Source organism: Anaerotignum sp., assembly GCF_017483025.1.
Classification (GTDB): Bacteria; Bacillota; Clostridia; order Lachnospirales; family Anaerotignaceae; genus Anaerotignum_A.
Genome location: NZ_JAFUMA010000105.1, coordinates 1 through 13022 on the forward strand (window position 1 = coordinate 1; position 13022 = coordinate 13022).

Sequence of the window (13022 nt, forward strand, 5' to 3'; positions counted from 1 at the left end):
CCGCCGGTAGGGAATTGCACCCTGCCCCGAAGAATCACCATATATTTGTAAATCTACCATAGCACAAAAGACATCTGTGCGCAATAGAAATTCAATATTTTTAAGAAAATTTTTCTGTGCATCGATTTTCTGAAAAAAGTGTTGTTTTTTTTAAGAAACAAGTTGACATTCCTGCGAGTTGGTGGTAATATATTTTATGCAATTGAGATATGCGCCTTTAGCTCAGTTGGTAGAGCAACTGACTCTTAATCAGTGGGTCCAGGGTTCGAGTCCCTGAAGGCGCATCTTATATGAGGCGGGATGGATTAACTTTGAGTTGGTTCGTCCCGTTTCACGTTGCAGGAGAAAAAAGACCAGATGAAATCATCTGGTCTTTTTTTATATCTTCGTCCATAGAATATTTCAGAGACGATTTTCGTTGGCAAGGCAGGGGGAGTGAGTATGGAGGAGATCTATGAAAAAATATTGTGGGAAGGATACGGCCTGCATTTCAAACACGGCACGCGGACAAGAACGGGGCTGGTCTGCCGCACGGATATGGGCATACGGGAGCTGAAAAAGCCTCGGGGCAGCATGGGCAGCCTGCGGCTGGCCTTCGATGTGAAGGAACAGCTGCGGAAAAATGGTTTCTGCAACATCAGCCGTTCCTATCGGGCATTGGATGGGGAGCCCTTCTATTGTTATGACAGTGTATTATATCTTTTGGAGGATGTAATGCCCCAGGAGGCATTGGAGGAGGACGGCGCGGGGGCTTTCATCCGCGGGGCAGATACCCTGGGGCGGATGCATAAGGCGGCGAAGGGGCTGAAAAGTGATGCTGCCCGCTGGGAATATGACCGCCTGCCGAAGCTCTATGCCAAACGGCGGGGAGAGCTGGCGAAAGTACGCCGGCGAAAGGATAAACGGGGCAGCTATGATGCCATCGACCTGCTGCTGCTGCAATATTATGACCAGTATATGGCCCAGGCAGCGGAAGCGGAGGAACTGTTATGCAAAGGCGGCTACGGAAAAGCGGTGGCACGGGCAGAAGCGGAAGGGGGATTCTGCCACAATGCATACAAGGGGGAAGCCCTCAGACTGGATGAAAAGGGACGCATCTTCGTAGGGAATTTTGATAAATGCATCACAGAGCTGCCCCTGGCAGACCTGGCTGCCTATCTGAGAAGATATCTCAAAAAAACCAACGGGACGGAAGCAGGCATCCATGAAATGCTGGAAAGTTATGGAAAACATTGTCCCCTTTCCACAGCGGATATCACCCTGCTGCAGGGGATGCTGGTCTATCCGGAAAAATTCCTGCGGCTGGTCAATGAATACTATAATCGGCGCAGAGCCTGCGTTTCCCCCGCCATGCAGGAGCGGCTGGCAGCAGCGGCGCGGGAAGAAATGAACGGTGTAAAACTGAAAAACATTATCGCCGGGGGCTGTTAGGAGGAGCGGAGGCTTCTCTTAACGGCCTTTATTCGCTTTTTTGTTGTTGCAACTTCTCTGATAAGGGATTAAAATAGAGGATGAAGAAATCTGCAAATTTTTCCCCGAAGGAGGAGAAACGGATGAAAGAGTATCATTTCCAAAAAGATGAACAGGATTTCGGTATGACTGTTCGTTTGGATGATATTAATGAAAAAGTGAAAGAACTGAAAAAGAAAGAAGACGACGATGAACTGGGCGATGCCAATGCTTTTCTGGATGCCTTTGAATCGGAGAAATTTGATACCCCCGCAGAAGAGGCGGAAGAGGACGACGGCCTTGGGGATACCCGACAGCCGGAGCCTGTGAAGCGCCCCGAACCTGTTTTGGAGGAAGAGGAAGACGAGGAATGGGAAGAGGAAGAATATGAGGAAGAGGGCGGCATTTATGGCCTGGGTGAATCCTTTGGCCTGAATCATAAGACCACCAAGCTCATCCTCCTTCTGGGCATCCTTGCCTGCATCCTGGGTTTTTCCCTGGTGCGCTGCGGCTTCCATACCAGCAAAGAAGCACCTGTGACAGTTTCCGGGGAAGGCAGTCCCATGCTGGTACAGGCTGACAGAGGAGGTGGCGAATTCCTTGTTTACGATATCGCTGCGGAAGAAGGAAAGACAGTCCTTCTGACGGAAGAAACGAAATTTACCGATGCCTTCGGTCGTGCAGATACCAATGGCACCCTGAAAGACGGCGACCTGGTGGTGGCAGAGTTGGATAAGGATGGAGAGACTCTTGTGAGTGTGGATTTCAGCGGAGAAGCCATCCAGACAGAAGAAGCCACAGGCCTGGAAGTGGACAGGAAAGCCCGCACCCTTTCCAATAAAGAAGAAAATATTTCCTATGCATACAGCGAAGAAGCCATTTTCATTTATGAAGAAGAGGAAATCGAAGCGAAGGATCTGGAGCCCTGCGATGTGCTGCAGCTGAAGATGGTGGAAGATATCGTTTATTCCGTAGAAGTGCAGGAATATCACGGCTATATCATTGTGGAAAATGCAGATAACATCAAGGACGGCACCCTAAAGCTGGATGAAGAAGAGGCAGTGCCCCTGAAAGAGGGCATGCAGATCGCAGCCAAGGAAGGCAGCCATACGGTGATCGTGGAAGGTTCCAATATTGAAAAGAGAACAGATACCATCCTGGTGGAAGCGGGCGAGGAATTTGAATATGACCTTTCCAAGGCCCAGGAAAAGGTGGGCGTGATCATCGTGAACGCCAATGTCAGCGATTATAAGCTCTATATCAACGGCGCAGCGGCGGAAAGCCCCGTAGTGCTGCCCATGGGCGAATATGATCTGGTCATCCTGAAAAACGGCTATGCAGAGTGGAACCAGCATGTGACGCTGGATCAGGATTCCCTGACCGTCAATGCAGAGCTGCAGAGGGATATCCAGTATGGCACCCTGACCATCACAGCAGATGTGGACGGCGCATGGGTCTATATTAATGGGGAGGAATATGGCGTGGCACCCATGCAGGTGAACCTGCCCTATGGTTCCTATAACGTGACTCTGGAAAAGGACGGCTATGCCGATTACAGACAGACCATCCAGATTCAGGGCAGCGCAGCAACGCTTCATGCAGCCATGCAGTAAAAAGAAAGAAAAACATGGCGATCCATATAAAGACAAAAATCAAGGAGGAAACATCATGGAAGAATATCGCGTAAGATACCAGCAGTGGCTGGAAGACCCCTTCATCGATGAGGAAACAAAGGCAGAGCTGAGAAGCATCACCGATGAAAACGAGATCAAGGAACGCTTCTTCAAGGAACTGGAATTCGGCACAGGCGGCCTGCGCGGCATCATCGGCAACGGCTCCAACAGACTGAACCAGTACACAGTAGGCAAAGCTTCCCAGGGTCTGGCAAACTACATCAAAAAAGAAGGCACACAGGAAAAAGGCGTAGCCATCGCCTATGACTCCCGCTTTATGTCCCCTGAATTCGCGGAAGTGGCAGGGCTGATCTTTGCTGCAAACGGCATCCCTGCTTTCGTTTATCCTTCCCTGCGTCCCGTTCCCATGCTGTCCTTCGCAGTCAGAGAACTGGGCTGCACAGCGGGCGTTGTGCTGACAGCATCCCACAATCCCCCCGAATACAACGGCTACAAAGTATACTGGGCTGATGGCGCACAGGTAGTAGCGCCCAGAGATAAAGGCATCATTACAGAAGTAAACGCTGTTGCTGATTTCGGCCAGATCCAGCGCATGGATAAGGCAGAAGCAGTAGAAAAGAAACTGTTCAACCTGATCGGCGAAGAAGTGGATGAAGCCTTTGATAAAAACGTACAGGCATCCCTGATGAACCCCGAAATGATCCAGCGCATGGGCGATAAACTGAACATCGTTTACACACCTCTGCATGGTTCCGGCAATATGCCTGTTCGCCGCAATCTGGCAAAGGCAGGCTTCAAAAACGTATTTATCGTAAAAGAACAGGAACAGCCTGATTCTTCCTTCTCCACAGTGGATTACCCTAACCCCGAAGATACAAAAGTATTCGTGATGGCACAGGCACTGGCAGCAGAAGTGGACGCTGACGTTCTGATCGGTACAGACCCCGACTGTGACCGTGTGGGCGCTATGGTAAAAGACGATAAGGGCGAATTCGTTGCCCTGACAGGCAACCACGTAGGCGCACTGGCAACAGAATATATCCTGAGCCAGAGAAAAGAACAGGGCAGACTGCCTGAAAACGGCGTTGTGATCAAAACAATCGTTTCCACAGAAATGATCACACCTATCTGCGAAGCTTACGGCGTGGAAAAAATGGACGTTCTGACAGGCTTCAAATTCATCGGCGAAAAGATCAAAGGCTTCGATGAAACAGGCTCTCATGTATATCTGTATGGTTTCGAAGAAAGCTATGGTTGCCTGGGCGGTACATACGCAAGAGACAAGGACGCTGTTTATGCTTCCGTGCTGATCTGCGAAATGGCTGCTTACTACAAAGAAAAAGGCATGACACTGTACGAAGCACTGCTGGCACTGTATGAAAAATACGGTTACTATCGCGAAGGCGTAAAATCCATGACAATGAAAGGTCTGGAAGGCATGGCCCGCATCCAGCTGATCATGAAAACATTCCGTGAAAATACACCCGCTGAACTGGGCGGCTACAAAGTAGTGGTAGCAAAAGACTATAAAACACAGGTATTCAAAAACCTGACAACAGGCGAAGAAAGCGGCAGCCCTCTGCCCGTTTCCGACGTGCTGCACTACACACTGGAAGATGGCACATGGGTATGTATCCGTCCTTCCGGTACAGAACCCAAACTGAAATTCTACATCGGCGTAAAAGCTGACAGCCTGCAGGCTGCACAGGATAAGGTTGACGTTCTGGATAAAGACATCGAAGCAAAGGTTGCTGCGATCTAAGAGAAATCGAAAGGGCTATCCTGAAAAGGATAGCTCTTTTTTTGTATTGCAAAAGGTAGACATAAGTGGTATTCTTTGGTTAATTTTAAGGGGAAAGAAGGGAGAAAAATGGACGAGAAAAAGAAAATGATGCTGGCGGACATGGCGTTGCTTCTGGCAGCTGCCTGCTGGGGCGGCGGTTTTGTAGCAGGGGATATCGCGGCGGAATGCTTCTCGCCTTTTTTCATTATGGCGGTGCGGTTTCCCATGGCGGCGCTGTGTATGGGGCTGTTGTTTCGGCGGCATGTGAGAAACAGTTCGAAAGCAGATTGGAAAGCCGGGATGATTCTGGGGCTGATCCTGTTTATCGGGCAGCCTATCCAGATCATTGCCCTGAAATATACGACACCCTCTAAGCAGGCCTTTTTGATGACGACTTATGTGATTCTGGTGCCGTTCATTTCCTGGCTGGTGCTGAAAAAAAGGCCACGGCTAAAGGCTTTCGGCGCCGGAGCCCTTGCGCTGGTGGGCATTGGGCTGATTGCTTTAAATGGCTCCATGAGGGTCGAACTGGGGGATGGGCTGACACTGTTGTTTTCCCTGATCTATTCCTTTATCATCGTGCTGACAGGTATCTTTGCCAGAAAGGTGAACCCCCTGGCGATGTCCTTTGCCCAGTATCTGACGATAGGGGTGCTTTCTGTGTTGACGGTGCTGATTTTCGGCGGGATTCCAATGGTATTTCCCAGAGCAGGGCTGGCAGCTGTGGGGTATCTGATCCTGTTCAATACTGTTGTGGCCTATACCCTGCAGAACGTGGCGCAAAGATATACTTCCGATGTGCATGCATCTATCCTTGTTTCCACGGAATCGGTCATTGGGTATTTCTGTGGCGTGGTGCTCTATGGCGATCCCTTTACGCCGAAGGTGTTGATCGGCGGGCTGATCGTGTTTTCTGCGGTGCTGCTTTCCGTGGTGGAATGGAAGAAAATTTTACATATATAAAAAAAGACCGATTTCTCGATAGTTCGAGAATCGGTCTTTTTGTCATTTTACGCTGCGTTGCCAAAGAACTGTTTATGCCAAACGAGGAACATATACACAGTCCAGATTTTTCTGCTGTTATCGGCTTTGCCGGCCTTATGGTCGTCCAGATATTTCATAATTTCGTCTACCTTAAAGAATTCCTGTGCCGCAGGGCTATGGAAAGCTTCTTTGACGATATTGTAATATTTCTCTTCCTTCAGCCATACACGGATGGGAACGGGGAAGCCCAGTTTCTTCTTTTCTGCTACCATATCGGGCAGATAACGATGGGCCGCCTGTCTCATGGCATATTTTGTGTTTTCCTTTGTTACTTTGTATTCTGTAGGCACTTTTCTTGCCACGTCGAATACCACTCTGTCCAGGAAGGGTACACGTACTTCCAGAGAGTGTGCCATGGACATCTTATCCGCCTTCAGCAGGATATCGCCGATGAGCCAGAAGTGGATATCGATGTACTGCATTTTTGTTACATCATCCAGATGTTTTACCTTATCATAGAAAGGCTTTGTCAGCTGCATGTGGTGATATTTGCCTGTGGGGTTTTTCAGGATACGTTCTCTTTCTTCCTCATTCAGCATGAAAGCATTGCCGATGAAGCGTTCCTGCAGGTCTTTGCTGCCGCGGATGAGGTAGTTTTTGCCCTTCATTTTAGGCAGTTTTTTTGCTACCGCGCCCAGACCTTTTCTGACGGGGCGGGGCAGGCGTGTCAGGGGCAGCAGATCGTGGGGTTCACGATAGATATTGTAGCCGCCGAAGAATTCATCCGCACCTTCGCCGCTCATGCATGTTTTTACATACTGGGCCGCTGTGCCTGTTACAAAATAGAGGGCGATGGCAGAAGGGTCAGCCAGAGGCTCGTCCATGTGATACTGTACGCTGGGGATGGAATCCCAGTATTCCTGTTCGGAGATCAGCTTGCTGTGGTTTTTGATCTGAATTTTTTCGGACAGTGCCTTTGCATAGTCGATCTCGTTGTATTTTTCATAATCGAAGCCAACGGTGAAGGTCTTGTCCCCTTTGAAGCAGGCAGCCACGTAAGAGCTGTCTACGCCGCTGGAAAGGAAGGAGCCAACTTCAACGTCTGCGATTTTATGGGCCTTGATGGAATCCTGCATGGCCGCATCGATCTCTTCCACATACTGTTCCAGAGATTTGCTGTGGTCGGGTTCAAATACGGGCTCCCAATAGCGTTTGATGTCCATTTTGCCGTTTTTGAACGTAAAGCAATGGGCGGGCATCAGCTTGAAGATGCCCTTGAAGAAGGTTTCTTCCAGAACGCTGTACTGGAAGGTCAGGTAATTTTCCAGTGCCAGAGGGTTAACTTCTTTTTTCACATCGGGGTGTTCCAGGATGCTTTTGATTTCGGAAGCATAGATCAGGTTGCCGTTTACGATGCTGTAGTAGAAAGGCTTGATGCCGAAGAAGTCACGGGCGCCGAAAAGGGTTTCGTTTTTCTTATCCCAGATGACGAAAGCGAACATGCCCCGCAGTTTCTGCAGGATGTCTTCGCCCCATTCTTCGTAGCCGTGGATGAGAACTTCCGTATCCGCATGGCTGCCCATCACATGGCCTTTTGCTTCCAGTTCTTCACGAATTTCCTGATGGTTATAGATTTCACCATTGAAGGTGATGACCATATCTCTTGTTTCGTTATAGATAGGCTGATGACCACCCTCCAAGTCCAGAAAGCTCAGTCTGCGGAAGCCCATGGCGATGCCGTTGCCCAGATGGGAACCGCCGCTGTCGGGACCGCGGTGGATGATCTTATTTTTCATTTTTTCCAGAATTTCTTCGGGCGTAGCGATCTGCCCGGTAAAGCCGCAAAAGCCGCACATATATATTTCCTCCTTATAGAGTCAATTGCACAAATTTCTACAGTTTAACTGTAGCACAAAGGACATGCAAAAGCAATGATTATGCCTGTTCTTCTGTTGTAGTTTCTTCTGTAGTTTCGGCTTCTTTTTCTTCTTCTTTGATGTTTCTGCCGAACAGCTCGGAAGTATATTTCAGACCGTCTGTAAAACCATCCCACCACCAGTCGAAGGAGAAGGTGAAGCCCCAGTTGCCATCGGATGTGCCGGGAATGTTCATACGGTGTTCACTGCCCAGATTCATCACATCCTGCAGAGGGATGATAGCCATATCTGCGGAGGAGGACAGAGCCAGACGGATCAGATCCCAGGCCACGTTGGAGCCATCCACGTTCATGTAGCGGCGGTAGTGATCCTTTTCCACTTCGGAAGCAGTTTCGTACCAGCCTTTTGTGGTGTCATTATCGTGAGTGCCTGTATAAACAACGGTGTTTCTGTCATAACTATGGGGCAGGTAAGCATTGTTCTTATCCTGTCCGAAAGCGAACTGCAAAATACGCATGCCGGGCAGACCTGCAGATTCTCTCAGTTCCAGCACTTCTTCTGTGATCGTGCCCAGGTCTTCGGCGATCAGGGGCAGGTTTTCGCCCAGTTTTTCTTTCAGGGTCGCGAAGAATTTTTTGCCGGGGGCTTTTACCCATTTGCCGCCGCGGGCATCTTCTGCGCCGAATTCCACTTCCCAGCAGGCTTCGAAGCCGCGGAAATGGTCGATACGCAGGATATCCACGTCGTTCAGTGTTTTCTGTACACGGGAAGTCCACCAAGCGAAGTCTGTTTTTTCATGCTGTTTCCAGTCATAGTGAGGATTGCCCCAAAGCTGACCTGTTTCGCTGAAATAATCGGGGGGCACGCCTGCCACGCAGGTAGGGAAGCCTTTGGAATCCAGACGGAACAGCTTCTGATTTGCCCAGACATCGGCACTGTCATAGGCCACGAAAATAGGCGCATCACCGATGATGGAGATGCCTTTTTCATTGGCGTAGGCCTTTACCGCCTGCCACTGTTTCTGGAAGATATACTGCAGGAAGGTTTCCTTTTCGATGGCTTCTGCCAGTTCTTTTCTCCATTTTTTCAGGGTCAGTACATTGCGTTTTTTCAGTGCCTTGGGGAAGGATACCCAGTTTGCGCCGATGTAGTAATCCTTCATCTGTTTATCTGTCAGTTCCAGACCTTCACATTCCTGGGCGAAAGCATCGAAGTTTTCTGTGGTCTCTTCTGCGGCGCGTTCTGCACGGAAGTGGTTTTTCAGTGCCACGTAAAGCACATAATCATCCAGCCAGAAAGCGTTTTTTTCGCAGAATTCTGCATAATCTGCAGGCTTTTCTGCTTCCTTGAAATTCTGGAAAGCTTTTTCCAGCAGGGGCAGTTTGGCGTCGGAAGCCTTTTTGTAATCTACCCTTGCGGAAGGCTCCACATAAGCCGCCTGCAGGTCCGCTTCTGTCAGCAGTCCGTCTTCCATCAGTTTTTCGGGACTGATGAGCAGGGCGTTACCTGCGAAAGCGGAACAGCTGGAATAAGGGGAACCGCCATTGTCCGTGGGAACAAGGGGCAGCACCTGCCAAAGGGACTGATTGGCTTCTGCCAGTTTATCGATGAATGTGTATGCCGCCTGGCCCAGGTCGCCTACGCCAAAATTGGAGGGCAGGGATGTGGGATGCAGGAGGATACCGCTTCTTCTTTTTGCCATAATAAATAAACACTCCTTTTTTATAAAAAACAAATTTTTTGAAAAATCTGTTTATATTTTTCAAAATGATTTTTCCGAACCTTAATTATAGCAAGGAATTCAAAGAATCACAAGGTTTTAGGGCGGGATTCTGATTTTGGTTTTGTAAAAATCTGCCGCCTGTGCCAATGAAAGCAGGGATTTTTTCTGCCCGATATGCAAAGAATAACAGGGCAATCTGAAATGTTTGCAAAAATCAAAAAGAAAATCTGGGAGGGATTTTATGTTTGGCAGGAAAACAGGACTTTTTACAGCGTTGGCGTTGGCGATGATGCTCTTCGGCGGCTGCGGCAACGCCGGGGCGAACCTGGCCGGCACAAGAAACGGCAATTATGGCAGTTATAATGGAAGCAATGACGGCACAGGCACTTATTCCAGCGGCGGCACAGCCTACTGGGATGGCTATGGCATCAATGACGGCACAGGCTACAATGGCGCTTACTACAACACCTACGGCATGCGGACAGACGGCACCAATGCCGGCACTACGTTAGGGCAGGATCTGCGGAACACATGGGATGACCTGACAGGGCAGAACAAGACAACCACAAACGGAAATACAACAAACGGTAAAACAAAGTAACGGAATCAGGAGAATCCAGTGGGGTTCTCCTTTTTCTGCATAAAAAAGGGGGAGATTTCCATACTAAAACGGAAAGGGGGCGGCAAACTTGACGCAGAAATGGAAAAAATTACTGATCGGCACGGTGACGGGCTTTGCCAATGGTCTTTTCGGCAGCGGCGGCGGCACCATCGTCGTGCCTGCCATGGAGCGGTTTTTAAAGGTGGAGGAGCATAAAGCCCACGCCACGGCCATCGCCATTATTTTGCCCCTGTCCGTTTTGTCCCTTGTCATTTATTTATGGAAAACGGGGCTGGGCGAGGTCTGGCAGATCGCCCTTTGGGCTTCGGCAGGGGGGCTGGCCGGCGGTGTTGTCGGGGCAAAATTGTTGTCGAAAGTCAGCGGCATCTGGCTGCACCGCATCTTCGGGGCATTCATGCTGGCGGCGGCTGTGAGGATGATCCTATGATGTGGGGCGTAGCGGCCATTGGCTTTTTTTCCGGCATCATCAGCGGCATGGGCATCGGCGGGGGAACGATCCTGATCCCCGCTTTGCTTTTCCTGACGGAGATAGACCAGCAGCAGGCCCAGGGCGTGAATCTGATTTATTTCATTCCCACGGCCATAACGGCTTTGATCACCCACCAGAAAAAAGGCAATCTGGACTGGAAAACGGCAAAGCCCCTTGCCCTAATGGGACTGGCAGGGGCAGCGGCGGGAGCCTTTCTGGCGGTCTCTCTGGAATCGGAAATTTTGAAGAAGATATTCGGGGGATTTTTATTTCTGATGGGGTTAAGCGAGATTTTCAAAAAGAAAAAAGGAGGAAACAAGGATGCAAAAGGATGATTTCATTAAATTAAAACTGAAATTTGCGCAGTCCGACGTGGCGGGCAAAATCGCCATCTACACGGAAACGCCGGGGCTGAGTGCGACGCAATATAAAGAATTGCTGCGGATGTATCCCATCGATCGGCTGAACGAGCTGGAAACGGCACTGGCGCAGTTATAATGGCGAAAAAAAGGGCTGTCTGAAAAGGCAGTCCTTTTGCGATTCTTTTTTCAAAAAGGAAACGAAAATTTGTATCTTCCCTATGGAATTTATGGTATACTTTTAATAACTATAGGTATTTTTCGGAAATCGGACGAAAGGGGGCAGAAATGTGGAATTGATCGAAAATGTATTCGTTGGCGGCAATGTGACAAATCTGGAAACAGTGGTCTATAGCCTGCGCCGCAGTATCCCTGTGCTGCACCTTTTCTGTATCGTCTATTTTGAGGACAGAAACAGACTGGAAATTATGTCTTCCCATGATCTGTTCCACGAACGGTATAAAAACCGCCCTGCAAAAATTGCAGGCATCGCCATGGGCAGAAGAGAAGCCTATGACCTGCTGGTTTTCATGGCGGAAGAGGCTGTGAAAGAGGGAAGAAACCCCGGCGACCCAAAAGAACTGATTCTATAAGGTGAGAAAATGAAGGCTTTGTATCATGCCATGGGGTTGATCGCTGCTTTCTGCCTGATGTTTGTGGTGCTCATCACATCGGTGGAGGCTGTGGTTTACTTCAACGATGGCTATTTTGAAAAGGAATATACGAAATATAACGTGTTGGAGAAAGTCCATATGGAGATGGACGATCTGCTCTATGTGACCGATGAAATGATGGATTACCTGAAGGGCGATAGGGACGACCTGGTGGTGGAGACCATCGTGGACGGGGAAGAACGGGAATTCTTCAATGCGAAAGAAAAACGCCATATGGTGGATGTACAGGGGTTGTTCCTGGGCGCGATGGAGCTGCGTAAAGGGGCTATCGTTATCATCGTTCTTTTGGCGGCGGCTCTCCTTGCAAAAGAGCAGGGGGTAGTGCTGCTCAGGATGCTGCAATGGGGCGTGGGCCTTTTCATCGGCAGCATGGCGGGATTGGCTTTGCTGGTCTCCACCAATTTCACCAAGTATTTTACTTATTTCCATCTCATTTTCTTTGATAATGATGACTGGATATTGAATCCGAAAACAGATTTACTCATAAATATCGTGCCCGAAGGCTTCTTTCGGGATACGGCCTATGCCATTGCGGGCCTGTTTCTTGTGACCAGTTTCATCCTCTGGTTTGGGGCGGGGCTGCTCAGGAAAAGGGCGCTGAAATAAAAGGACTGTTGTTATGAAAGTTTTACTGATTTTGCTGGGAATTTTAAAATGGATCGGCATTGTGCTGCTGGCGCTGCTCGTTCTTCTCCTGCTGATCGTGCTTGTGGTGCTGCTTTCGCCAATCAAGTACCGATTGGAAGGGGAAAAGAAGGCGGAGCTTTGCGGTTCTTTTGGCGTGTCCTGGCTCTTCGGGGCGGTCAAGGCGGATGGCAATTATACCCCTGCGGAATCGCTGAAGCTGAAAGTGAAGGTGCTTTGGTTCGACCTGATCGGCGGAGAAGAAAAGCCGAAAAAGGAAAAGAAGCCTAAGAAAAAAAAGCCTGCAAAAGCAGAGGAATTGAAGCCTGATATTCAGGCAGCGGAAAAAACGACTCCAAAAGAAGAACAGAGGAAAGAACCTGCTGTGGCGAAGACGGAAGAAAAAACGAAAGAACCGCCTAAGGTAAAACAGCAGCGGATGGAACAGAAACAGCCGAAAACAGTCCGCCGCGTGAAGCTTTCCGAAATAGAAGAAAAACCTCCCACAGAGGATATGGATATCCAGCTGGAACTGGAAGAGGATGATGCGTTTTTCTCTGGGGAAGAAGCCGCGGAAGAAAAGAAAGGCAAGATTCCTCCCATTGTGAAAGAACTTTGGAGCATCGAGGATAAAAAAGGCATTTTCAATGCCTTGGGCAAGCTGCTGAAACGGCTGATGAAGGGCATCTTACCCGGGAATCTGTTCCTCAAAGCGACAGTCGGCACAGGCGACCCCACTACCACGGGCTATGTGCTGGCGCTGGCGGGGATACTGACAGCAAAATTCGGTAACGATATCCAGATCAAAGGGGATTTCACCAAAG

General features: G+C 49.3%; 13 protein-coding genes and 1 tRNA gene. 12 read left to right on the forward strand and 2 right to left on the reverse strand.

The window, feature by feature from the left end; translation table 11 throughout:
• Positions 1 to 211: 211 nt before the first annotated feature.
• The 5 genes from IJ369_RS09040 (at position 212) to IJ369_RS09060 (ending at position 5829) form a co-directional block, all read left to right on the forward strand.
• Positions 212 to 284, forward strand: a tRNA-Lys gene (locus IJ369_RS09040).
• A 157-nt stretch (positions 285 to 441) separates the two neighbouring features.
• Positions 442 to 1431: a hypothetical protein gene (locus IJ369_RS09045; RefSeq protein ID WP_290718308.1), complete on the forward strand. Its 990-nt coding sequence runs from the start codon at positions 442 to 444 to the stop codon at positions 1429 to 1431.
• Positions 1432 to 1553: 122 nt separating this feature from the next.
• A complete protein-coding gene (locus tag IJ369_RS09050) occupies positions 1554 to 3062 on the forward strand; it encodes a PEGA domain-containing protein (RefSeq protein WP_290718310.1) in 1509 nt (502 codons plus the stop codon).
• A 55-nt stretch (positions 3063 to 3117) separates the two neighbouring features.
• A complete protein-coding gene (locus IJ369_RS09055; protein WP_290718312.1) occupies positions 3118 to 4845 on the forward strand; it encodes a phospho-sugar mutase in 1728 nt (575 codons plus the stop codon).
• Positions 4846 to 4953: 108 nt separating this feature from the next.
• Complete coding sequence (locus IJ369_RS09060; RefSeq protein ID WP_290718314.1) at positions 4954 to 5829, forward strand: DMT family transporter; 876 nt, start codon at positions 4954 to 4956, stop codon at positions 5827 to 5829.
• Positions 5830 to 5876: 47 nt separating this feature from the next.
• Here IJ369_RS09060 and asnB read toward each other — a convergent pair whose 3' ends face one another.
• Both asnB and malQ read right to left on the reverse strand, forming a co-directional pair.
• Positions 5877 to 7706 (reverse strand): asparagine synthase (glutamine-hydrolyzing), encoded by a 1830-nt coding sequence (gene asnB / locus IJ369_RS09065; protein ID WP_290718316.1) that lies wholly within the window; start codon positions 7704 to 7706, stop codon positions 5877 to 5879.
• Between the two features lie 79 nt (positions 7707 to 7785).
• Positions 7786 to 9429: a 4-alpha-glucanotransferase gene (malQ, locus tag IJ369_RS09070; protein ID WP_290718318.1), complete on the reverse strand. Its 1644-nt coding sequence runs from the start codon at positions 9427 to 9429 to the stop codon at positions 7786 to 7788.
• Positions 9430 to 9691: 262 nt separating this feature from the next.
• Between malQ and IJ369_RS09075 the strand changes: the two genes are divergently transcribed.
• The 7 genes from IJ369_RS09075 to IJ369_RS09105 all read left to right on the forward strand — a co-directional run.
• Complete coding sequence (locus IJ369_RS09075; RefSeq protein ID WP_290718320.1) at positions 9692 to 10051, forward strand: hypothetical protein; 360 nt, start codon at positions 9692 to 9694, stop codon at positions 10049 to 10051.
• Positions 10052 to 10139: 88 nt separating this feature from the next.
• On the forward strand, positions 10140 to 10499 hold the full coding sequence (locus IJ369_RS09080) for a sulfite exporter TauE/SafE family protein (RefSeq protein WP_290718322.1): 360 nt from the start codon (positions 10140 to 10142) through the stop codon (positions 10497 to 10499).
• On the forward strand, positions 10496 to 10876 hold the full coding sequence (locus IJ369_RS09085) for a sulfite exporter TauE/SafE family protein (protein ID WP_290718324.1): 381 nt from the start codon (positions 10496 to 10498) through the stop codon (positions 10874 to 10876). Before IJ369_RS09080 ends, IJ369_RS09085 begins: the two co-directional genes overlap by 4 nt.
• Positions 10863 to 11039: a hypothetical protein gene (locus IJ369_RS09090; protein WP_290718326.1), complete on the forward strand. Its 177-nt coding sequence runs from the start codon at positions 10863 to 10865 to the stop codon at positions 11037 to 11039. Before IJ369_RS09085 ends, IJ369_RS09090 begins: the two co-directional genes overlap by 14 nt.
• Positions 11040 to 11190: 151 nt before the next feature.
• Positions 11191 to 11493 carry a hypothetical protein gene (locus IJ369_RS09095; RefSeq protein WP_290718328.1) on the forward strand — a complete coding sequence of 101 codons (303 nt, stop codon included), beginning with the start codon at positions 11191 to 11193 and terminating at the stop codon, positions 11491 to 11493.
• Positions 11494 to 11502: 9 nt separating this feature from the next.
• Positions 11503 to 12180 (forward strand): TIGR01906 family membrane protein, encoded by a 678-nt coding sequence (locus tag IJ369_RS09100; RefSeq protein ID WP_290718330.1) that lies wholly within the window; start codon positions 11503 to 11505, stop codon positions 12178 to 12180.
• Between the two features lie 13 nt (positions 12181 to 12193).
• Positions 12194 to 13022, forward strand: an 829-nt coding sequence (locus tag IJ369_RS09105; RefSeq protein ID WP_330612987.1) for a hypothetical protein, incomplete at its 3' end; no start/stop codon positions are given.